Below are 24,216 nucleotides of genomic sequence, written 5' to 3' on the forward strand. Positions count from 1 at the left end.
GAGGAAATATTCTTCAAAAATCCTCTTAAAATAAATTCGGTGAATAATTCAGGATCACCTATAATATGAACTATTTATAATAATTTTCATATTATGATATTGTCGATGGATATTCTATTGGTAATATAAAATTTTAAGGAGTAATTTATATGATAGATCATATCATTAAAATATTAGAAACCAATCTCGAAGAGATGAATGATACAAGCACTTGTGACATTGATAAATTTAGAAAGTTACTAGAAAACACCCCTGAGCTAGTAGCCTTGTTAGAAGAGAAACCAAATCAACGTAACTCTCCAGAGCTAAGACAATCACCTGCACTAAGCACCTGTAAAATTTTAGCTGTATCTCAAGGTCCAGCTTTTTATTTACCAGCAGCTTTAGCTATACTCAAAACTTTCTACAATCCTAATTTAAACTACGATATAGTTTTTCCAATCGGAGCTACACCATTTGCGCAGACACTATCACCTTTTATAAATAATATAGATGATTATTCTGTTATAATAGTAGATTGGCAAGTTAATCAAAATATAGTAACTGGACTTACAGTTTATAAGGATATTATAGCAAGATGGATAAATTGTGGTGGAACTATAATTTCACAATCTACTAATAATGCTACAAACCCTTATGGATATTTACCACTAAGCGTTAATAATCTTAATACTAATGATACTAATACAGTTATTATTACCGACCCTACTAGTCCTCTTATGAATAATTTAACAAATGCAACCATGAGTGGCTGGAATAACTCTATTCATGCTGTATTTGGTCCAATTGATCCTGCCTTTAAAACTATAACCACTAATCCCGCTGCACAACCAGCAACTATTTTAGCACAATATGGTAATGGTAATATAATTGTTACAGGACATGACTTTGCCTTCCATGTAATCTTTGGACCTTTTGCTGCTATTTTATTTGCTTTAAATCTAATTGACTTTGCTTGTAGTGGATGTAAACAATGCTGCTGCCCAGAGGCTAATCCTCAACTTTCTTGTCAGGTAGTTCTAAAGCATGAAACTCAACTTGTACCTCCAGCTTTAATGACTTCTGTTCCTGTAGTTACTAGAAAGCTTGATGTAAGAATTGAAAAAGTTATTGCAGAAAAAATTCTAATTTGTGGAGTTCTTCATAAAAAGATAACCTATAATTCTGTAGATGACTGTGGAAATCCATTACAAGGTGTTGTAAGATGTGATGATGTTCCTTTTAGTTGCTTTATAGATATACCTTGTGAAAATTGTTGTTCTCCAAATGCTCCTTATGAAATAAATGCAGCTATTGAAGATGTAGTTTATTCAAGAGTAGCGTGTTTTGGAAAACACCATAGTACTGGGCAACTTGTTGGATGGAAATATGTTGAGAAAGAAGTAATTAAAGTTACAGTTAAAAAAGCTGGTTGCGCTGGAACTTGCCCATAGGCTTATACCAGTCTAAGAAGTAATAAAATCTTTTAGATAAAATTTAACTAGTAGTATCCTTGGGACTTGGATAAATTCCGAGTCCCTTTTTATAATCACCTTAATTATTACCCTATACCTTACTTCCTTTGCACCAGCTAAAGTTTAAACTCATATAATATCAATAACTATATCTTAAAACTATATTTTAAAACCACATTTTAAAACTATATTTTAAAGCTATATTCTAAAACTATGTAAGTTTAATTATAATTAAAGGAGTTAACACTTTATGGAATATTTGAATAATACATCTGATGAAAACTTCACAAAATTATGTGAATATGATAATACACCTTTTGCTCCCCAAATCTCTCATGATCTACTTCTAAATGGTGAAACAAAACTATATCCACCCATACTCCTTAATTCATCTTATTCTATAAAAAGATATACTGATGTTTGGGCTGAAAAAGTACTTTGTGATAAGATTTTAATATCAGGAGTAATATATAATAAAATAATATATGATTCAGTAGATAAATACGGTGGAAATTTACATCATGTTGTTAAGTGCTATAATACCCCATTCCAATGTCTTATATCCTATCCATGTAATGACACATCCACTTGTCCTAATGACTATGCGGTTCATACCTCTATAAACAGTGTAATATACTCTAATTTTTCTTGCATTAATTCACTATGTAATTCTTGCAAATTAATTGGCTGGAAATTATCAGAAAAATATTTAATTTATATTACCGTCAAAAAAAAATGTAGGTCTCCAATCTGTGAAGATGCCTCAATGTCAAATCTTTAATGATAGCTATTACAAACTAAATGAGAGTAAATATATTTGTATAATAAACCAAATATATTCACTCTCTATATTGAAGCCAAATTTTTATCTTCTTTTAAATCCATAGCCACCTTGAATGCTACCTGTTTCAGCTGCAGAAACAAAGAACTTAACATCTAATTCCTCTAAGGATGATACCACTTCCACCTTACGATTTCTAGGTATATATGCAATAATTAGTATGTTATTATCTACTTGCCCATGAGCATCTACCATAGTATATCCAACGCCTATATCTCTTAACTTATCGGCAACAACCTGACTACTGCTTTCTCCTAATATTATGTTCAAAGTAACTGTTCCAAGAGCAATTTTCTCTTCAAGCCAGCTACCCAAGTAGCATCCTACTGAGAATCCCAACGCATATGCAACACCTTTGAAAATATCCTCTGATATACCATTTAGCACATTACCTGCAACTATTATCCATATGCAAATCTCTACAAATGATATTAAAGCTCCCTTTACTCTTTCACCCTTTGTTATAAATACCATCCTAAGAGTTCCTAATGCAACCTCTATCAATTTTGCCACAAATATCATCAAATATATCATAACTTTTCCTCTCCTTATCTCATTTTAAATTATATTAACATATTTATTAGACTTATTATACATTTTTTTAGGTAGATAGCAAATAATGTATTGTTATTGAGGAGGATATTTTTCTCCGCTCCCAATATCACCTTTTAAAATATACACCTTTAGTAGAAGAATAAATAATTATTTTATGGATTATGGATAAAAAGAAAAAAGAGCCCACAGAGGCTCTTTTGGGGGTTTAGAACATAAATCACTTTACTAATATATTAAATAACTTTACATCCGTTAGTGCTTCTATACCATAGTTTATATCTGATTCCATTGCTACCATGTCTCCTGCATTCATTATTACTTCTTCATCTTCTTTATACAAAACCTTGGCACTACCTTCAATCATAATAAATAATGTTTCCATTTCATAAAATTCCTTATCTATGCTCTCACCTTTTGCAAAGGAGAAAAATCTTATCTCTGTATTTTCATTATCTATTAATGCTTTACTTGCTATTTTATTCCCTGTATGTTGTACCATAGCATTCATGGCAACTGGATCAAAAGGCTTAATGTTTCTTAAATATTTCATGGCCTACCTCCTCTTTAACAACTATAAGTAGCATTTTCATATCTTCCTTAGCTGTAACTTGATGAGGAACATTTGCTGGCATTACTACAATTTGACCTTTAGATGCTTCCATTGTTTCATCACCTATTTTTACTGTTGCCACACCTTGATGTATATAAATTAGAGCATCTCCCTTAGCTGCATGAGGACCTACACCTTCACCTTTACCAAATGCTAAAGCAGTTAAACCTATACCCTTTTTTTGAGCTAAAGTCACAGTTTCTATTTGGCCCTCTTTACAACTTACTAAACTATCAAAATCTATATTTTTTGCCTTCTCGATATTTTTTATTAATTCTTGCATAATTAAACTCTCCTTTATATCACTTATTTTTGTATCTAATCTTTATATCCTCATGATACTTTAAATACTAACTTTATTATGTGATTTAAATCAAATTTAAAACCTATAAATTAAAAATCTCTAATATTTATATTATTAATTCCTCTAATTCCTTTATATTTTTAATTATAATTTTCTTAGTTCCAACAAGTTTAATTATTCCTTGCTTATCTAAAGATGTCAGCTTCCTACTTAAGGTTTCTCGTGCTATCCCACAGTAATTAGCCATCTCTTCTCTATTTAATGGTAATGCTACCTCTAATTCTCCGTTAATCTCTATGCCATACTTATCTGCAAATTCTAGAATCATACAACATATTCCAGCCTCAGGATTATTACTAGACAAATACTTAGTTAAATTTTCTATATCCACTAATCTTTTATTTAATTCCGCTAATAATTTTAAGCATATAGTTGGATTATCATATAAAATAACTTCTAAATCTTTTCTAGATATAGTACATAACTCAGTATCCCTGACTGCTATTGCAGATACATTACTTTCGGCTGTATTCCCCAATATATTACTTTCTCCAAAAAAGTCTCCAACAGTTAATATATTAATTATTTGCTCTTTACCCTCCACTGTGTTTTTGGTTATTTTTACTATACCATCATTTATTATAAAAAGTTTAGAAACTAGTTCCCCCTCTAGAAATAAGATCTCGCCTTTTTTAAAACTCATGTGTTCTCTTATATCTATTATTCTATTTAGCTCACCTTGTGAAAGGGACTCAAATATAGGTACCTCTTTAGCATATAACCGACTTGCACACATTTCACAGCAACTACCCTTTTTCAAAATATATTTCCCCCTTAATTTTAAAACTTCATTTCTATTTAATCCAAATAGTAACACAATATTTATTAAATTTCACTTTATTTAGGATAAAAAAATTCTAATTGATTTTATTAATTCCAATTAGAATTTGTAAATATCTATTTCACTGTTTTTCGCTCTACTAAGTAAGGCATTAAGGTTACTACTTCGTTTTATGTAAATGTTAAAACTACTACCTACAGTAATATAAGTCTAATTTTAACATAGGTTTAAAACATACTCAACTTTAGACAGTCCCTTGAAGTTATTTACTTATTATCTTTAAGTCTGCAGCTATTAATTTTTCAATTGCTTCACCATTGTATATTTTTTCTGTAATTTCAACACCTAAAGCTCCAATTAAATCTGGTTGTTGTGCTACAGTTGCTTTCATTTCACCTTTTTCGATAGCATCTATTGCATTTACTTTGTAAGCTGGAACTAATTCACAGAAATCTGCTCCTATTACCGCTGTTCCTCTAGATCCTAAAGTTATTATTGCAAATTTCACCCCTTTTTCTAAGAAAACTTTCCCTGCTCTTTCAGCATCCTCTATGCTCTCTACCTTAATTCCTGTTATAAGTTCTGCTTCTGTTTCATTTGGAACTATTATATCTGTAACTTTTAAAAGTTCTTCTTTAATAGCCTTAGCTGGAGCTGGAAATAATAGCCATTCCCGTTGACTCTTTTTCATCTTCAAAAACAAAATTCACATCTATATTATCTCTAAAAAAACTATCAATAAATCACCAGGATTGCAATTGATAAAGCCAGGATTACTCCTGGCTAATTGTTTTAACTTGAATTTTTTAGTCTTTTTATATTTTATTAAGACTATAAGAAATGCTTATCATAATAATATTATTTAACAAAATTATGATAGGTTTCACTTGGAAAAAGTTTAACAATTTCCAATAAATTCTCTTGTAAAAATTTAAAATGCTTTCTTATTTCTTCACTTACATTTAATTCATTTACATTTAATTCGTTTAATTCGTTTAGTTCACTTGCATTTAATTCACTGTAATAAACTTTAGGCATTCTATTATTACAGCAACAATCTTCTTCTTTATATTTAACATCCCAAACTTCACAACCTTGGAATGGGTTTGCCGTACCAAGATATAATTTATTTTCGCAATCTACAAATAATATTCTTCCACCATAGTTATTAGGATTATCTAAGCCTTTTTTTAATACTGGCTCAAATGTCTTTCCATTTTGGGAAACATACAAATCAAAACCAATTGGATACCTAACTCTAGCTAATATTCTAACAACACCTTCATAAGATTTAATTATTAGTTTAGTAGCATCCACCCCAATTAGTGATTCGATAGCAATTCTATTTCCAAGAATAGTATCTAATATAACCTCCATATTACTTGAATCATCAAAGGTTGATATTAATAATTCACCTTTATACTCCTGTATTTGCCATGCATATACATTAAACGGATTGTTAAAACCTGATCCAAGACCTGATATGCTTTCTCCTCTACTTCCCTTAGACGGAATAGATGGAATTAAAGGTTTTCCTCCAACAACTAATTCCCAATTATCATTTTTATTAATTCTAATGATGTCGCAACCAAGAGGTATAGCCCACGCTAATGGCAATGGTTTAGTTCCACTTACATAAAGATAATTTTTAAACACGCCTATACTTAGAACATATTTATTTGCAGAATCACCAAACCCTTTATCTACTACAAGTATCCACTCATTTAATCTTGGCTCTTCACCTTCACTTCTCCATACCTGAGCACCATCAGAAGAACTTGTTGCAACATAAAGTTTATTATTGAATACAGCCATATTGGTTATAGCACCCTTAGGATTTTTATCCGGATCAAAAGATGGATTACTAGCATCTATTACATCTTTCCAAGGATAATATTCCGGATCTTTACTACTATAAAGCAACGGTGTATCACTTGAATTTATATCATCTACAGTAGATACATATAATTTACCCTTAACAACAACCATAGTTCTTGAAGAAGTTCCTTCTAAAGTTGCATACGGCATTTCAAACCAATTGCATCCATTAGTTGATTTCAATATTTTAACTTGAGTTCCAAAGGTAGCCGCAAAAATACAAGGAGCACCACCTGCTGGTCTATGGGATATCATAAATCTGAAGCCTGTAATTCCTGAACCTATTTCAGCTTTATAAACTCTCTTCCATGGACGACTTCCATCTTTCTTATACCTCCAAATTTCAGCTAGATTATCCTGTGGAGTTGGTTCTAATAAAGAAGGTGGATTGATACTACCTTCAATAGATTGAAGAACTAGTAGTGGAATATTACGACCAGTACCTACATAAATATAATCATCTAATTCTGCCATAGACCATGCATAATTATTTTGTCTTGCATTATTTAAATTATCAAAATCGAATCCATTTGTCGGTGTAATATTTTTAAAACTATACATAACGTCCCCTCCTATTAGCAATATATGTCGCTTACAGATAGGTTGTACTTAATTCAACAAAAGTTACCTAATAATAATTGTTCACTTGGAGAAAATATAGTTTTCTCTATACTTATAATAAAAAAAGATGTTCGCACAAAGGAAGCCTAAAACTTTAAATGGTGGTATAAACACTTCAAAGCTTATACCACCATTCTTTTTCTATTTCACATTTAATTCGTTAAAATCTACATAATTAGCATATAATATCTTATCATCTATAATATATCTATTCATATTAATCCAACTCTTACATTTATCAAGGATAATTGCATCACTAGATACCACATTCTCTTTTGTTTCTAATGCACTATCTACATTATTAATATTTTCTACGTTTATTTCAAATTGCAAGTTCTCCAATACTTCTAAGATTTTCATCTTCAATCTACCTGAATTTGAAACTGGCAAATCCAAATAAAATATAGCTTTATCAACTTTATATTCTGCTAACCTTTCACCTATTAGCTTAATTGCAATCTCCGTTTTATCTATAACTGAATATGTACCTCTAAGTCCTGCTAAATCTCTTATAGTCCCATCCATAGATTTTATAATTAATGAATTAGATAAAGCAACTTCTAGAGTTATTATTGTATTGAAACCATCTATATGTATTATTTTTCCGACTAAAGAATCAGTAACTTCTTTAGATTTTCTTCTTCTAATATCTTCACTCTTAGATATTCCTCTTACTAACGCAAGTCTCTGCCTTTCAGATAAAAGATAGTGATTTCCTACAAAAGTGGAAGCTCCCTTTATCTTGTAACCTTCATTTAAAAGATACAATAAATTTTCTCCTGCTTTATATAATTTTTCACTATACTTATCTCCAAATTCCTTTTCATCTGTTGGAACATATCCTCTTCTAGTAGCTTTACTCATAATCTTCACCTTCATATTATAATTTTCTACTTTAAATTCATGAACTTTTATTAAATAAATCTTAAATCTATAAATTCATATACATCTTCTTGGAATAAAGCACTAAAACTCTTAAGCTTTTCTAAATTTAAATCTTCTATAGCCTTATGATTTTGTTCACAATATATAACAATAGACCCTATAACTTCATGGGCATCTCTAAATGCCATTCCCTTATTTACAAGATAATCCGCAGCTTCCGTAGCATTTAAAAAGCCTCTTTTAACTGCATTATACATATTATCTTTTTTAATTTTTAAAGTACTTATCATCCCATTCATTACTTTTAAGCATTTTAAAACTGTATCAACTGCATCAAAGAAGGGCTCCTTATCTTCCTGCATATCTTTATTATAGGCCAATGGAATCCCTTTCATAGTGGTAAGTAAACTTATTAAATCTCCATAGACTCTTCCGGTTTTCCCTCTTATTAACTCTGCTGCATCTGGATTTCTTTTTTGTGGCATTATACTGCTACCAGTAGAAAATTCATCACTAATTTCAATAAAATCAAACTCTTTAGTACTCCATAAAATCAGTTCCTCACTTAATCTACTAAGATGCATCATTATTATAGAAAAGGCAGATAAAAGTTCTAATAAATAATCTCTATCACTTACTCCATCCATAAAATTATCTACTGGTTTTTTAAACCCAAGTTCTCTTGTAGTAACACCTCTATCTGTATCATAGGTTGTTCCTGCCAAAGCACAGCATCCAAGGGGATTTTCATCCATAATATCAATAGCGCTCATAAGTCTTTTTCTATCTCTACTTAGCATATTATAATATGCCATAATATGTTGTTTGAAGGTTACCGGTTGGGCTCTTTGTAGATGTGTATAACCTGGCATTATAACAGCATTTTCATTGCCTAATTTTTCAATAGTACCTAAAACAATATCTAAATTTCCAATAACTTCTTTAGCCTTATATTTTGAATATAATCTCATATCCACTGCAACCTGATCATTTCGACTTCTTGCTGTATGAAGTTTTTTACCTACCTCACCTATACGTTTTGTGAGTTGTATTTCCATGAAACTGTGAATATCTTCATAGTTACCTTCAATTATTAATTTACCCCCTTCAATATCTGAAAGAATAGAATTGAGTCCATTAACTATAGTTTTAAATTCTTCATCAGTTAAAATACTACATTTAGCAAGCATTTTAACATGAGCTATACTGCCCACAACATCTTCATAATACAATGTTTTATCAAAGCTTAAAGAGCTATTAAAGTCCTCCATAAGTTTGCTTTCCTTTTCTTTAAATCTTCCACCCCAAAGTTTCATATATACAACTCCCCGCTTAATATTATATAGATTTTATAATCTCTTAAATGTTATTTAAATTTTTGTATGCTTTAATTTTACTTGGCAATGAAAATAAATTTATAAATCCTTCTGCATCCTTATGATCATATAGGTCACTTGCACCAAACGAAGATACACTCTCATCATAAAGAGCATTAGGTGATTCTTTACCTGCTACCATGATGTTTCCCTTATAAAGCTTTAGTTTAATAGTACCTGTTACAGTTTCTTGAGTCTTATCTACAAATGCATCAAGTGCTTCTCTCATAGTAGTAAACCAAAGTCCATCATAAACTAACTGTCCATATTTTTGTGATACTAAGTATTTAAAGTGCAATGTATCCTTATCTAAAGTTATTTCCTCTAGTTCTTTGTGTGCTGCGTAAAGTACAGTACCACCAGGGGTTTCGTATATTCCTCTTGATTTCATTCCCACAAGTCTATTCTCTACTAAATCTATAACACCTATTCCATTTTCCCCACCAATTTTGTTTAATACTGTAACAATATCTATTGGCTCTAACTCTTTACCATCTATTTTCTTCGCAATTCCATTTTCAAAATATATTTCTACATAAGACGGTTCATCTTTAGCTTTTTCTGGAGGTGTAACCATAAGATACATATCTTGTTTATGTTCATTTTTTAGATCTTCAATATCCCCACCTTCATGACTTATATGCCATAAATTTTGATCTCTTGAATATATCTTTTCCTTAGTAACTGATATTTCTATACCTTTAGCATTAGCATAATCTATAGCATCTTCTCTTGATTTTATATCCCAAATTCTCCAAGGAGCAATAATCTTTATAGAAGGATCTATAGCTGCTATGCCAACTTCAAATCTAACTTGGTCATTTCCCTTACCAGTACATCCGTGGCATATATATTTTGCCCCTTCTTTATGAGCAATTTCCACAAGCTTTTTAGCTATTAAAGGTCTTGCAAAAGATGTACCTAATAAATACTTACCTTCATATAAAGCATTTGCTTTAACTCCTTTGAATACGTAATCTTTTATGAATTCAGCTGTCACGTTTTCAATATAAATTTTTTCTACCCCTGCTTTTAAAGCCTTCTTTTCAATTTCCTTCATATCGTCTTCTTGACCAACATTAATACAAGCTGCTATAACATCCACATCATAGTTTTCCTTAAGCCAAGTTATTATTATAGAGGTATCTAATCCCCCTGAATACGCTAAGACTACTTTTTCTTTCATTTTTTTATCCCCTTCCACATTTGTTTTTATATTTTAATATCATTAGTGAATCACTAATTTTTGCTAAATAATCATGTTTATTAATTTGAAACTAAGTATTCGTCATCCCATAGCTTCTATCTAAAGTATTTTATTTAAAAACTCTTTAGTACGTTGCTCTTTAGGAGCAGTAAAAAATTCTTTTGGAGTTCCCTCTTCTACTATTTTCCCTCCATCCATGAAAATTACTCTATCTGCCACTTCTTTAGCAAATCCCATTTCATGGGTTACAACCACCATAGTCATTCCTTCTTTTGCAAGATTCTTCATTACTCCTAAAACCTCTCCAACTAACTCTGGATCTAAGGCAGAAGTAGGTTCATCAAAGAGCATTATGTCAGGTCTCATAGCCAGTGCTCTTGCTATGGCTACCCTTTGCTTTTGCCCTCCTGATAATTTTGATGGATAACTCTCTAATTTTTCTTTAAGACCTACCTTCTCAATAATTACTTCTGCTCTCTTTAACACCTCAGCTTTGGCTTCATGCTTAACTGTAATTGGAGCCTCCATTACATTCTGGAGCACAGTCATATTAGAAAAAAGATTAAAGTTTTGAAATACCATTCCTACTTTTTCAATAATATTTCTCATATGCTTTTTATTTTTAACATTCAGCCTTTCGCCTTCAATAAAAACCTCTCCCATATCAGGCTCTTCAAGGTGATTTAGACATCTTAAAAATGTACTTTTTCCTGAACCAGAAGGTCCTATTACAACTAATACTTCTCCTTTTTCAACTGTTACATTTAAACCTTCAAATACCGTTAGGCAGCCGAATTTCTTAGTTAAATTTTTAGTCTCTATCATATACATTCCATCTCACCTCTACTTAATATACTGACAGTCTTTTTTCATAGTATGAAAATACTGTAGTAAAAATTGTTGTCATAAAAAGATACAAGCATCCTGTTATAAAGAAAGCTTCCATAGGTCTAAAGCTTGAGGCATATAGAAGCTGTGCTGATCTCATAATTTCTACCATAGCTATAGTAGACACTAAAGAGGTATCCTTAAGCATTGTTATAAACTCATTACCTACAGATGGAATAATTATTTTGAAGGTTTGAGGTAATATTACTTTTTTCATAGTATCAAAATAAGTGAAACCTAATGACTTACAAGCTTCAAACTGCCCTTTGTCTACTGAAAGTATTCCACCTCTTATTATTTCTCCCATGTAAGCTCCTGAATTTAAACTAAGTCCTATTACGGCTGCTTGAAAAGGTGTAAATTTAATACCTATATATGGCAACCCATAATAGAAAACAAATAATTGAAGTAGCATAGGTGTTCCTCTAAATAGCCAGGTATAAAAACCTGCTATAGTAACCATTAATTTATTTTTAGAAAGTTTTAGTAAAGCTGTAACCATCCCTATTAAACTTCCAAGTACTACTGATATAAGAGTTAGCTCCATAGTTATTAAACTTCCTTTTAATAACACCGGGAACATCTCCTTTAAAATATTTATATCCATTTTTGTTCCCCCTAGTATTCCTCTGGGATAGATAACAAATATTAATTGTTATCCCCCTAATGTTTGTCTTTTATAACTAATAATTATTAATTGTTGGCTACTTGTTATTCTTATATGCATCAAATCCAAACCATTTTTCTGAAAGCTTAGATAGAGTTCCATCTGATTCAAGTTCATCAAGAGCCTTTTGTATTGCTGATTTTAATTCCTTATCTTCTTTCTTAAATCCAATTCCCATAGGTTCTTCACTAATCATGCCATCTAAAACCTCATACTCACCTGGTTTCTTTGCTACATAGTATCCACCAACTTGAGCATCCATAATAACTGCATCTACTCTTTCAGATGATAACTCTTGGAATGACTCTGTAATCTTGTCATACTTTTTAACCTCTTTTAATCCTTCCATTGCCGTCGCTGCACTATCTCCTGTAGATCCTAGCTGACAAGCTACAACCTTCCCCTTTAAATCCTCCAAATTTTTTATTGATGTATTCCCTCGTTTTATAGCAACAACTTGTCCGCCCATTGCATAAGTATCTGAAAAATCTATATTTTCCTTTCTCTTATCTGTAATACTCATACCTGAAAGTATAATATTAAATTTTGATGAGGTAAGAGCTAAAATTATTCCATTAAAATCTGTAGTAGTATACTCTGTTTCAACACCTAATTTTTTCCCTATTTCATTTCCTAAATCCACATCGAAACCTACTAAATTATTTTTAGAATCTCTAAATTCCATTGGAGGATAAGAATCATCTAATCCTATAGTTAATTTACCCGCCTGTTGAACTGCTTCTAGAGAATTTAATTTTTTCTGTTTTGGGCCACATCCTACAAGTAATGTCCCCACCATAGTAACTATTAATATAATTGACATGATTTTTTTCATTTGTACCACTCCTCATTTATAGTATATGTATGAATATTTATACATTGTTATACACAATGTTCATTTCCGTCTTTTCCTTGTTTTTTAATTATTTTTTAGTGTATATTGTTGATTTAACTAGCTTGTTTTTACTTATTATATATTGGTTTTTATAATAACGCAACACTTTTTTCTTATTTTTATTCATTGTTTTTAAATATTTATGCATATAAAACAATGGAAACTTGTCAAAGCAATTGATTTCACTCATCTCTTGTAATAACAAAATTCCATCCTCAATATTATTGTCATCACCATTTGTTACAAACTCACAACTTCCATTTCATCCCTTATTTCCTGAAAATTCCCAAGGTACAGTTGTACCAGTGACTCCATATATTCAGTCAATCTATCCATTATTCTTCTATTGAATTTTGCTTTATTAGTATAAAAAAAATGACACAACCAATTTATGATTGTGTCATTATCCAATATCAACTAATTATATAGGTTTTTATATCAATAATAAAGTATGGTGAAAATTGCTCAATAATTTACTTTCTATAATTTACTTGCCATTTTTGCTAAAATTTCTGCACTTCTATTCAACTCTTTTACAGAATGTACTATTTCAGTCAAAGCTTTTTCTTGTTTTTCAGCTGAAATCATAGAAATAGCAATACTGGTTTCTACTACTTTTACTGAATCCTTAATACTTTTCAGTATAGTATTAATTTCAGTTATAGACTGGGTACTAGATCCAGACAACTTTCTTATTTCAGATGCTACAACCCCAAATCCTCTTCCAAATTCACCTGCTCTAGCAGCCTCTATTGCTGCATTTAACCCTAGAAGATTGGTTTGGTTTGCTACTCCCTTAATAAAGTCAATTATATTATCTGTATTGTTGCATTGATTTGAAGTGATTTTTACTTCTTCTACAACCTTAGTGTTTATTTCTCTAATATTCTGTATATCACTGTTAATTTCATTTGCCACTTTTAGTATAGATGCAGTTGCATTTGATAGGTCCGCAGACATTTTAGATACCTTAATACTGTTTTCTAAATTTTTACCATAGGATATTGCACCTACTATGTTACCATGATTATCCCTTATTGGGATTGCAACTACTCTAATACTCATATTATTATAATTATCAACTGTGAAAGCTTTTATTTTACCACTTTCCATAACTTCCCTTAATGCTTCACCCTTAGGAATTACTTTTCCAACTTCAGAATATGCAGGCATATTTTTACTTTCAACAAACTTAACAAAACGCTCATTATCTGTCAATGTAAAAGAAATTTCATCCTCAAATAATGCAGGTAACTGATCTAATATTTCTTCAAAACTACTTATTACATTGTTTCTATTGTTTGTATTTTCGGCTTCTTTTAACGATATTTTATTATTCACTTTTTTCCCCCCACCCCATGAATTATCTAACTTTTCATAATAATTATATCACATAGAATTTTATTATAAATACCCTTTTCCATCTGTACCCTACCATTTGCAGGAAATCAAATTTTCTATGAAATCTTAAAGTATCCCACTACAAAAACCAACCCCTTAATGAGGTTGGTTTTATATCTACTCTTTTTATAGTATAATATTATTTAGATTCCTCTTCATCGCAAATAAAATCTTTTATAATATCAAGTAATTTTTCTTTTTCTAATCTTTCAATATTTTTTATTGATTTAATGTGTTTTATTAATCTGGTCCTTAGATTTTTACTATTTTTATCATTTCTTTCATTGATATAAAATTCCTCTCCACTTTCAACTATTCTAGAGTTGTAACCCTTTGAATCCAATAACTGTTGAAAGTTTTCCTGCGCTTCTTCATCTCCATGAACAAGTAGAATTTCCTTTGGCTTTTCCATAAAGCTATCTATCCAATTGAATAATCCATTTTTATCAGCGTGTCCTGATAATCCCTCTAGGTTATAAATATGAGCATTAACAGTAATGGGTTCTCCAAATATCTTAACTTGTTTTGCACCCTGCAATATATTTCTACCCAATGTACCTTGTGCTTGATATCCTACAAAAACAATTGATGATTCTTTTCTCCACAAATTATGCTTAAGATGATGTTTTATTCTACCTGCTTCACACATACCACTTGCAGAAATAATTATTGCCCCGCTTTGAATTTTATTTATAGCAGATGAATCATGTGCAGAAATTGAGAATCTCAAACCATCAAATCTAAACGGATAATCTCCCTTCATTAAAAATGCTTTAGCCTCTTCATCATAACCCTCATTGCAGCTTTCAAATATCCTTGTTGCTTCAATAGCTAAAGGACTATCGATATAAACTTGAATATCCTTCAACTCTTCACTTTCTACATATTTATTTAACTCATATAAAATCTCCTGAGTCCTACCCACTGCAAATGAAGGTATAACAACATTTCCACCTCTTGCAAAGGTCTCTTTAATTATTTTCAATAACTCCTTTAAATTTTCTTTCATCTCAGGATGAACCCTATTTCCGTAAGTGGTTTCTATTATCAAGTAATCTGCATAATTGATGATAGTTGGATCTTTTATAATTGGCTTATTTATATTGCCCAAATCACCACTGTACACAAGTTTTACTTCTTCTTGATATTTTTCTGTAATATATAATTCAACAATAGCAGATCCCAAAAGATGCCCCGCATCTCTAAATCTTATTTTTAACCCATCAAAAACCTCTATCATCTCATCATAGGGAAATTCTCTAAAAAGATAAATAGACAACTCAGCCAACTTCGCTGTATAAAGTGGTTCTATAGGGTTTAACCCTTGACGTGCTCTTTTTCTATTTTTCCACTCAACCTCAGATTCATGAATATGTCCACTATCAGGAAGCATAATGCTGCATAAATCCCTTGTTGCTTCAGTTGAGAAAATATCCCCCTTAAAGCCGTGTTTATAGAGTAGCGGTATTCTTCCACTATGATCTATATGTGCGTGTGATAAAATAACATAATCTACATCTTTAGGATTAAAATCAAATTCCTCATTTCCAAATTCCTTTTCATCTCTGCCCTGGTATAAACCACAATCAAGCAAAACAGTCTTTCCATTTATGTGTAAAATGTGACATGAACCTGTAACAGTTTTTGCGGCTCCATAGAATTGAACTTTCATAATAACCCTCCTCTTCTTCTTGCAAATACTTGTTTTATGCTGTTAATCATCTCAGTATTGGCTTTTATTTTTCATTGGGTAAGAGTGTTTTTAGCATTATTCTATACCCGTTCTTATCTGTTTGAAAATTCAGATATTTTTTCTATTATATCAAATATATTATAATATGACTAGATTGTCTTCGATTTATTTCTATAAGAAAACCCACGATAATTTGTCGTGGGTTTCATGGTATTTGTGAGGAGTTACTACACTTTACTAACTGTCTATAGATTTAGTCACATTGAACTCCATAAAATTCTGTGGTTTAAAAGTTGCAGGCAACGCTGAAATAACAAAATAAAGAATTACACAAGTTCCAATCTTATCAATAAGATTGTTAAATACTTTAGGAATAAAAGAAGCGGTAAAAATACTTGCTCCACTTTGTTTTATCCACATTACTGCAACATCAGATATAGTTCCTGTAAGACCACCATATAAATATATAAGCCTCCCTATATTTATATAATTATTTTATGCACTCCTTCCGTTAACCCAACCATTATCATATCTATTCCGTTTTCCTGAAGCAGGCTTTCTAACACTTCTATAAAAACACCTTTTTCTTTCTTTACATGAACTCTTTGTATTACCCCATTAATATCATCGTGGCTCGAAAATTCTCCACCCCATTCACCGCAACATGTAACATTTACACCACAGCTCGGACTTCCATCAATACCAATAATACCAAGGACTTCAAATTTATCCGATGAATTTACATACTCCTTAATTTGTAGTATATAAGGTTCTAACATTTTTCTACAGCTATCTCTGAAAAATGGATTATCAAATTGCTCCTTTGTATGTCCCCAACGATTAGATCCATATAAGTTAAATTCGGGACAAGGTAGTTGAATAATATGTATATCTTCTTTAATTGCTTCACATAAAAAATTCTTTCTTGCTATCTCCTCTTCAGTAATCCCCTTTTTTACATTATAAACAACTTTTGAAGCTGTATTTAACACGCAATGACTTACAAAAACAATTTTCTTTTTCTCCACAATTAACCTCCTTGTATAGATAACACTCTATTATCTTGCATCTTTTTTAAATATAACACACATTGTAAAAGTTTTGAAATTAAAAATACTGATGGTACTAAACCCGTCTATAGCAAATTTCTATAACCCCCACAATTCATAATCAAGCTTCTTTAACCATTGATAAACGGTCCAATGCTTCCCACTTACAATGACTACCACCCCCGAGAACTATATCCAACTTGAGTTCACCAAGGTTGAAATCACTTGCTCTTATATAGCAACCCCTAATACAACAAAAAACTGCAATAAAGTTTTTAACTTTATCACAGTTTAATTACTAAATATATTACTAGAAAATTTCTCTTTTCCCAATTGGATATTATTAAGCTTATGTTTTTCACACTCCTTGTAGAAAGTGCTTGACCCTGGCATTCACTATATCCACAGTGGAAAATGACACCACCTGAACTTACAAAAGTCCAAGGGTTTTTGCTATAGATGTTACTTATGCAAATGAAACTCCGTCCATATTTTTGCTAGATCTCCATTAGGAATCCATGAAGAACTTTTTTTATCCCCTTTATGTTCTAAAATAGGAGCTATATAGCCATCCGTTCTATCTCCTAGCCAAACAGATGATTGATTTATATCTTTTAATATAATAGGTCCCTTTGTTGCATTTACTTTTTCGGGTAATCTTTGTTTAATAACTTCATTTAACCATGGAATGGCTAACTCATCTGTTTTCCCGATTTCATGCTCAGAGTCTGGTTCATTTGCTAAACACCATAGTGGTTCATTTTTTATATTTTTATCAAACAATTCATTAACTGCATCTATCCTCCGTTGCAAATCATATTCTCCAGTAAACCACAATGCAGGTATTTTTAATGTTTCATTACTGGGTTCTGAAAAATAATATCCACCTTTTACAGCAATGAATGTAATGACCCTCTCAGGGTTCCAACAAGCAAAATGATAGTTAAACTGTGCCCCAGCAGAAAAACCCCACATGGCTAATGGTGCATGCTCTATTTCAGGATGATTTGATTCCTTTGCAAAATATCCTAGAGCATTCAGCATTTCTTGACCTGATCCATATTCTGCCTGCCAGTATGCTATGTCAGAATCCGCTTCTGTTCGGCTTTTCATATGTGAAGTCAATAAAATAAACTCATTTTCTCTTGCAATATCCTGCCACTTCGCTTCGTCCATCATAGGTATACTGCTATATTCATAACCAGCTCCCAAGTATAATATACCCTTATAGGTTTTTATATTTTCAGGACACCAAATGGAAAACTGTCCATAAGAAAAATTATCTTCGTCACTAGGAGTAGATGTATATGTAAATATCTTATCTCCTTCTTGAGTCGGTGCTTCATTTCTACAAGCTACTAAAATTATCATTGCACACATAATAATACCAATACTGAATTTATAAATGCTTTTCATAACCTCATCCTTCAAATGTAATAATTTAACTCATTGTAATATATTCAACCAAAGTATTCATTATTCCTCTATAAACTTAACTTTGTAATATAAGAAATCACACAACCAATTTATGATTATGTGATTCTAAATAATAATCATTACATTTATGAGTATAATTTTCAAAAGTTATATTTAACAAAATTTAATTATTGGGATACTGGTTTAATGAATTCCCAGTAAATTAAATAGCGGTCTCTATTAATTTCTCTCATGCCAGCCTTTTCTAATATGCGGGCAGAAGGTTTGTTATTAATTAAACAATCCGCTTTGATAACTTTAACACTTTCTTTAAAACTTAACCAATCCATAATAGCATTTAAAGATTCAAAACCAAAACCTTTTGCTCTTTCATGTTCTACTAATCCAAATCCAACTTCAACTTCGCCTTTTTCATTAGGTTTTCCATGAAAACCTATATCGCCAATTACTTGCATATTATCTTTTTTTACAATCATCCAAAATTCAAATCCACTTGGTATCTTATCCCTTTCTAATGAATTATTTATAATAGGTAAAATATCCATTGTATCTTTTCTAGGCCATTTTTTATCTGTTTTAATTCCAAGTTTCTCAACTTCTTTACTATTTCCAGCTAATAAAGATTTAGTTATTTCCAATGTTACAGGTACTAACATTAACCTATCTGTGTGTATGTTTCTTAAATTCATTTTATTTTCCACCTTTCAATACTAAAAAATAACTCAATAGAAGTAAAGATGGATTACTGTCTATAAATTTAATTTAGGTAGCAATCCACCTTATAGACTTCCCACTTATAAAACTTTTCATAATATCCACTTGTCATATAGTCTAATACGTAAGTATCCACCTCCAATGGATTACTATAAAATCATAGGCATTATAGGAATTTTCTATAGATGACTCTATAATTATAATTATTTTGAATTTCCAGTTTTTAAAAATATATGTTATATTGAAAATTACTGTAAGGAAATAAACTGGCAGTTAGTATATTCAGTATGGGAATTATAAATAGAAAGAAATTTGTTTTTTAAGTCATTATATATCAAATACAGCTTCAAAAGTTGTTTATTATAATAAAAAAGAGATTATAAATAAAGGAATATATGAGTGAGACTGATATATTCGAAGTTCTTGGTACTATTGAAATTGATTAGAGGTATGAAGCCATGAAAATACAATTAGAAAATATGTCAAAGCAGTATAAAGAGGTATTGGCAGTTAATAAGCTAAACGTTGAAATTGAGGATGGAAGCTTAGTATGCCTATTAGGACCAAGTGGTTGTGGGAAAAGTACAACATTGTCCATGATTGCAGGTCTAGATAAACCAACAAATGGCAATATATATTTTAATGGTGTAAATGTAAATGATGTTAAAGCAGAACATCGGGATATTGGAATGGTATTCCAAGACTATGCACTTTATCCACATATGTCTGTTAGTGAAAATATTGAATTCCCCTTAAAGATGCGTAAGTGGAAGAAAAAACAACGAGAAGAAAAGGTAAGGGAAGTAGCGAATATTTTGCAGATTGAAGAGTTATTAAATCGTAAGCCTTCTAAATTATCAGGGGGACAACAACAACGTGTGGCAATTGCTAGGGCATTAGTAAAAGATCCTAAAATATTGTTGCTAGATGAACCACTATCTAATCTAGATGCTAGACTTCGTATTGAGCTTAGAGATGAAATTAGAAATTTGCAAAGGAAGCTACAGATTACAACTATTTTTGTTACCCATGACCAAGAAGAAGCCCTTAGCATTTCAGATAAGATATTATTACTAAATAACGGTAATTTACAACAGTATTCTTCACCTAAGGAAATGTATACAGAGCCAAGAAATAAATTTGTGGCAGGATTCTTAGGCAATCCACCAATGAATTTTATAGATGGCACTTTAGAGAATGAAAATCTTTTTATAAAACCAGCTGATAAAAAGATACCAATACATGGAGAGCACATTTATAATTTGGAAAAACATCAGGGTGACAACCTAGTATTAGGAATTCGCCCAGAGGATTTAATTTTGTCTGAGAGTAAAAGCAATTTAGCAGGAATAATTACAAGTATTCAAACTCTTGGGAAAGAGGTTTATATTAAATTTTCAGTGGGGAATATAACCTTAACAGCCTGTGTAAGTTGGGATCACAATTATGATATTGGAGACCATGTAGATTTTGCAATTAGGCGTATACATGTATTCAGATAGATTTAAGGAGAATTCTGCATATGAAAAGATTTGAATTGAAAAATAATAATATGAGAGCAATTCTGTATCTTATGCCTGCATTGGTTATAATTGGGGTGTTTCAGTTTTATCCTATTTTTAAGTCCTTTATGATGGGGTTTTACACAAAGTTTGATTATTTAACAGATACAGTATATGAAACCGGGTTAGATAATTTCATTTATGTACTAAAGGATGGAGAATTTCTTTTGGCACTTAAAAACACTTGTATTTTTGCATTTTTTGCTGCACCACTTGGAATTGTTGTAGCTTTAATAATTGCTTTGATATTAAATTCAAGTATTAGATTTCAGAAATTCTTTCGAAGTGTGTATTTCTTACCATTTGTTACTTCAACGACAGCTGTATCTATTGTATGGAGATGGATGCTTAATAAGGATTATGGACTGACAAATGCTTTCTTAGGGGTATTTGGAATGGCTAAGATGAGTTGGCTTACAGATCCCAGAATGACTATACCTATTTTAGTAGCCTTAAGTATATGGAAGGGTCTTGGTTATAAAATTATTATTATTTTAGCTGGTCTTCAAGGTGTGGACAATCGTTATGAACTAGCAGGCAGAATGGATGGAGCATCTAAGTTACGCAGAATATGGAATATAACTATTCCAATTTTAAAGCCTACTATAGCATTTCTATCTATTACATCTACTATTGGTGCCTTTAAGTTATTTGATGAGGTGTACATTTTATATAGCCAGAAGCCTGGACCTCTACAAAGCGGTTTGACAATAGTTTATTATATTTTTGATAAATTTTATCGACATTGGGAATTTTCAACGGCATCAGCAGCAGCATTTATTTTATTTCTTGTGATATTAATACTAACTGTTATTCAGTTTGTATTTTCAAGAGCATTTAAGGAGGATTAGATATGAAAACTAGCAAGTTACAAAATAAAAAAGTTTCAGTTGTACATATCTTATCCTATTTTATTTTGATTATTGGTGCCATATGGGTATTGTTGCCCTTTATATGGATGCTATTAACTTCGGTAAAACCATCTAATGAAGTGCTATCTATGCCACCAAAATGGATTCCTTCCAAGATTATGTGGCAAAACTTTAAAGAAGCTTTAAAAACAGTACCATTTCAAAAATATTTATTTAATAGTATTTTTGTAGCTGTTTGTGTTACTTTAGGAGAATTATTTACCACAATATTAGCAGCATATGCTTTTGTATATATACCATTTCGCTTTAAAAATATATTATTTATTATTTTAGTAGCAACTATGATGGTGCCTAGCGAAATCTTAATGATTCCAAACTATGTTACATTAAGTAATTTGGGTTGGATTAATAGTTATAAAGCATTGATTTTACCATGGTGTGCTAGTATTTTCTCAATATTTTTACTTAGACAACAGTTTTCAACTGTTCCATATTCATATTATAAATCAGCAAAGATTGACGGTTGCTCTGATTTTCGTTACCTTTTTACAATATTGGTTCCAGTATCTATGCCAACCTTAGTGTCTATTGCCATATTAAAATTTATTAATAGTTGGAACTCTTATATGTGGCCATTGATTACAACCAATACCAGTGAAATGCGTACTTTACCAGTTGCTTTAGCAGCTTTTTCAACTGAAGCTGGGACAAGGTACAACATATTGATGGCTTTCTCTGTTCTTATGATTGCACCTATTATCATTTTATACTTATTTACACAAAAGTATATTATAAAAGGTGTTAGTAAATCGGGACTAAAAGGATAATTTAAATATTAATAAGTAAATATAGGGATTAATAAATATTTTCTAGTAAAAAACTTTGATTTTAAAGATAGATTGATTTTAAAATTAATTTGTTTTTATAATATATATTTTTAGAATAATAGGGGGATTAAACAATGAAAAAGAAAAAAATATTATCATTACTATTAGCCATGTCAATTATGGCTACTGCAATGGTAGGATGTGGGAAAAAGACAGAAGATACTTCAGAAGAATCAACAGGAACTAAGCAGGAGACAACATCAGTTGCAACAAAGGTAACAGAACCGGTAGAAATTACATTCTGGCATGCAATGAGTGGTCCCAATGAAGAGGCAATAAAAAAAATCACAGCTGACTTCATGAAGCAAAACGAAAATGTTACTGTAAAGTTAGAAAATCAAGGGAAATATCTAGATTTATTTGACAAGTTAATGGCATCAGCAAAAGCTGAACAAATGCCTACAATTTCACAGGTTTATTCGAATCGTCTTTCATGGTACGTTTCTAAAGATTTAGTAACAGACTTAACACCATATATGAAAGATTCAGAAATAGGTTTTACAGATAAGGATTACTCAGATATTCCTGAAATGTTCTTAGCTGATGGTATTTGGAATGAAAAGCAATTTGCTATGCCTTTCAACAAGAGCCAAATGGTACTTTACTATAATGTAGAAATGTTTAAAGCAGCAGGTATTGAAATCCCAACTACTTGGGACGAATGGGCAGCGGCAGCTAAGAAACTTACTGTAGATGAAGATGGTAATGGTGAACCAGAAGTATATGGTTGTGTATTTGCAAACAATCTTTCTACAGATATTGCACCATGGTTAAAACAAGCTGGTGGAGCAACAATGAATGAAGAGACAAATGAACTATACTTTGACACAAAAGAAACAAAGAGTGCAGTTGAATTCTTAAATGGTATGATGAAAGATAAAACAGCTCGTTTAGCTGGAGATGACTCTAATGCAAACGTACCATTACAAGATGGCCGTGCAGCAATGTGCGTAGCATCTACATCAGCACTTCCTTATATAGAAGAGAGTACTATTGAAGGTATTACAATTGATGCAGCAGCTTTACCAGGAAATCTTACTGATGATCAATTATACTATGGTACAAACGTTGCAGTATTTAATACATCTACTGACATGCAAAAACAAGCAGCTTGGGAGTACATAAAATTCTTAACAAGCACAGAAAACACAGCTTACTTTGCTTCTCAAACAGGTTACATTCCAGTAAGAAAATCAGCACAAGAAGATCCTGTGTTTAAAGAAATATTAGCAAAAAAACCAATAAAACAACTTTCATTCGATTGCATGGACAAAGGTTTCCAAGGAACTAGAAACATTGGTGGTATCAATGCATTAGATGAATTAGGAAAGCAATTAGACTTAGTATTTAGTGGAGAAAAGTCTATTGAAGATGCTTTAAAAGATGCCCAAAAGAATGGTAAAGATGCAATGGAAAAGGCTGCAAGCAACTAGCCAATTTCATAATATTATAACTGAAAAGGAGTTACTGAGGTAAAGGTCCTGTATTCATAGAGGAACTTATTTCAGAATAGCTCCTTTTCTATTGCTCTTTATTGATATTTAATTTAACTTTGCTAATATAAAAAATGACCCCCCCT

Annotated in this window: 23 protein-coding genes and 1 pseudogene; 6 read left to right on the plus strand and 18 right to left on the minus strand. The window is 31.1% G+C overall.

Annotated elements, in window-relative coordinates; genetic code table 11:
* Nucleotides 1-149 precede the first annotated feature (149 nt).
* Complete coding sequence (locus RSD37_RS06015) at nucleotides 150-1,433, plus strand: DUF3794 domain-containing protein (protein WP_346945809.1); 1,284 nt, start codon at nucleotides 150-152, stop codon at nucleotides 1,431-1,433.
* Nucleotides 1,434-1,704: 271 nt separating this feature from the next.
* A complete protein-coding gene (locus RSD37_RS06020) occupies nucleotides 1,705-2,235 on the plus strand; it encodes a hypothetical protein (RefSeq protein ID WP_346945810.1) in 531 nt (176 codons plus the stop codon).
* An 84-nt stretch (nucleotides 2,236-2,319) separates the two neighbouring features.
* On the opposite strand, the gene RSD37_RS06025 is transcribed toward RSD37_RS06020, so the two are convergent.
* The 18 genes and pseudogenes from RSD37_RS06025 to RSD37_RS06110 form a co-directional block, all read right to left on the minus strand.
* On the minus strand, nucleotides 2,320-2,829 hold the full coding sequence (locus tag RSD37_RS06025; RefSeq protein WP_346945811.1) for a DUF5698 domain-containing protein: 510 nt from the start codon (nucleotides 2,827-2,829) through the stop codon (nucleotides 2,320-2,322).
* Between the two features lie 238 nt (nucleotides 2,830-3,067).
* Nucleotides 3,068-3,400 (minus strand): cupin, encoded by a 333-nt coding sequence (locus RSD37_RS06030; protein WP_346945812.1) that lies wholly within the window; start codon nucleotides 3,398-3,400, stop codon nucleotides 3,068-3,070.
* A complete protein-coding gene (locus RSD37_RS06035; protein ID WP_346945813.1) occupies nucleotides 3,378-3,743 on the minus strand; it encodes a cupin domain-containing protein in 366 nt (121 codons plus the stop codon). Before RSD37_RS06035 ends, RSD37_RS06030 begins: the two co-directional genes overlap by 23 nt.
* A 127-nt stretch (nucleotides 3,744-3,870) precedes the next feature.
* Nucleotides 3,871-4,584, minus strand: coding sequence for a Crp/Fnr family transcriptional regulator (locus RSD37_RS06040; protein ID WP_346945814.1), 714 nt, complete (start codon nucleotides 4,582-4,584; stop codon nucleotides 3,871-3,873).
* A 430-nt stretch (nucleotides 4,585-5,014) separates the two neighbouring features.
* Nucleotides 5,015-5,293: pseudogene (locus tag RSD37_RS06045) on the minus strand (PfkB family carbohydrate kinase); the annotation flags it as partial.
* Nucleotides 5,294-5,463: 170 nt separating this feature from the next.
* Nucleotides 5,464-7,044, minus strand: coding sequence for a hypothetical protein (locus RSD37_RS06050; protein WP_346945815.1), 1,581 nt, complete (start codon nucleotides 7,042-7,044; stop codon nucleotides 5,464-5,466).
* A 201-nt stretch (nucleotides 7,045-7,245) separates the two neighbouring features.
* On the minus strand, nucleotides 7,246-7,968 hold the full coding sequence (locus tag RSD37_RS06055) for a DUF434 domain-containing protein (RefSeq protein ID WP_346945816.1): 723 nt from the start codon (nucleotides 7,966-7,968) through the stop codon (nucleotides 7,246-7,248).
* 50 nt (nucleotides 7,969-8,018) lie between these two features.
* Nucleotides 8,019-9,305, minus strand: coding sequence for an argininosuccinate lyase (argH, locus tag RSD37_RS06060; protein ID WP_346945817.1), 1,287 nt, complete (start codon nucleotides 9,303-9,305; stop codon nucleotides 8,019-8,021).
* Nucleotides 9,306-9,348: 43 nt separating this feature from the next.
* Nucleotides 9,349-10,551 (minus strand): argininosuccinate synthase, encoded by a 1,203-nt coding sequence (locus RSD37_RS06065; RefSeq protein ID WP_346945818.1) that lies wholly within the window; start codon nucleotides 10,549-10,551, stop codon nucleotides 9,349-9,351.
* A gap of 120 nt (nucleotides 10,552-10,671) precedes the next feature.
* Complete coding sequence (locus RSD37_RS06070) at nucleotides 10,672-11,403, minus strand: amino acid ABC transporter ATP-binding protein (RefSeq protein ID WP_346945819.1); 732 nt, start codon at nucleotides 11,401-11,403, stop codon at nucleotides 10,672-10,674.
* A 16-nt stretch (nucleotides 11,404-11,419) separates the two neighbouring features.
* On the minus strand, nucleotides 11,420-12,067 hold the full coding sequence (locus RSD37_RS06075; protein WP_346945820.1) for an amino acid ABC transporter permease: 648 nt from the start codon (nucleotides 12,065-12,067) through the stop codon (nucleotides 11,420-11,422).
* A gap of 97 nt (nucleotides 12,068-12,164) precedes the next feature.
* On the minus strand, nucleotides 12,165-12,962 hold the full coding sequence (locus tag RSD37_RS06080; RefSeq protein ID WP_346945821.1) for an ABC transporter substrate-binding protein: 798 nt from the start codon (nucleotides 12,960-12,962) through the stop codon (nucleotides 12,165-12,167).
* 540 nt (nucleotides 12,963-13,502) lie between these two features.
* Complete coding sequence (locus RSD37_RS06085; RefSeq protein ID WP_346945822.1) at nucleotides 13,503-14,363, minus strand: methyl-accepting chemotaxis protein; 861 nt, start codon at nucleotides 14,361-14,363, stop codon at nucleotides 13,503-13,505.
* 199 nt (nucleotides 14,364-14,562) lie between these two features.
* A complete protein-coding gene (locus RSD37_RS06090) occupies nucleotides 14,563-16,095 on the minus strand; it encodes an MBL fold metallo-hydrolase (protein WP_346945823.1) in 1,533 nt (510 codons plus the stop codon).
* 258 nt (nucleotides 16,096-16,353) lie between these two features.
* On the minus strand, nucleotides 16,354-16,536 hold the full coding sequence (locus RSD37_RS06095) for a hypothetical protein (RefSeq protein ID WP_346945824.1): 183 nt from the start codon (nucleotides 16,534-16,536) through the stop codon (nucleotides 16,354-16,356).
* Between the two features lie 62 nt (nucleotides 16,537-16,598).
* Nucleotides 16,599-17,144, minus strand: a complete 546-nt coding sequence (locus RSD37_RS06100; protein WP_346945825.1) for a CD3072 family TudS-related putative desulfidase — start codon at nucleotides 17,142-17,144, stop codon at nucleotides 16,599-16,601.
* Nucleotides 17,145-17,627: 483 nt separating this feature from the next.
* Nucleotides 17,628-18,581, minus strand: coding sequence for a hypothetical protein (locus RSD37_RS06105; protein WP_346945826.1), 954 nt, complete (start codon nucleotides 18,579-18,581; stop codon nucleotides 17,628-17,630).
* Between the two features lie 188 nt (nucleotides 18,582-18,769).
* A complete protein-coding gene (locus RSD37_RS06110) occupies nucleotides 18,770-19,291 on the minus strand; it encodes a GNAT family N-acetyltransferase (protein ID WP_346945827.1) in 522 nt (173 codons plus the stop codon).
* Nucleotides 19,292-19,774: 483 nt separating this feature from the next.
* Between RSD37_RS06110 and RSD37_RS06115 the strand changes: the two genes are divergently transcribed.
* The 4 genes from RSD37_RS06115 (at nucleotide 19,775) to RSD37_RS06130 (ending at nucleotide 24,070) form a co-directional block, all read left to right on the plus strand.
* A complete protein-coding gene (locus RSD37_RS06115) occupies nucleotides 19,775-20,818 on the plus strand; it encodes an ABC transporter ATP-binding protein (RefSeq protein ID WP_346945828.1) in 1,044 nt (347 codons plus the stop codon).
* Between the two features lie 20 nt (nucleotides 20,819-20,838).
* Nucleotides 20,839-21,729 carry a sugar ABC transporter permease gene (locus RSD37_RS06120; RefSeq protein ID WP_346945829.1) on the plus strand — a complete coding sequence of 297 codons (891 nt, stop codon included), beginning with the start codon at nucleotides 20,839-20,841 and terminating at the stop codon, nucleotides 21,727-21,729.
* Nucleotides 21,730-21,731: 2 nt separating this feature from the next.
* Entirely contained in the window at nucleotides 21,732-22,577 is an 846-nt protein-coding gene (locus tag RSD37_RS06125) for a carbohydrate ABC transporter permease (RefSeq protein ID WP_346945830.1), read from the plus strand.
* A 134-nt stretch (nucleotides 22,578-22,711) separates the two neighbouring features.
* Nucleotides 22,712-24,070: an ABC transporter substrate-binding protein gene (locus tag RSD37_RS06130; RefSeq protein ID WP_346945831.1), complete on the plus strand. Its 1,359-nt coding sequence runs from the start codon at nucleotides 22,712-22,714 to the stop codon at nucleotides 24,068-24,070.
* Nucleotides 24,071-24,216 lie beyond the last annotated feature (146 nt).

Origin of the sequence: Clostridium sp. (assembly GCF_036646415.1) — a bacterium.
Taxonomy (GTDB): Bacteria; Bacillota; Clostridia; order Clostridiales; family Clostridiaceae; genus Clostridium_J.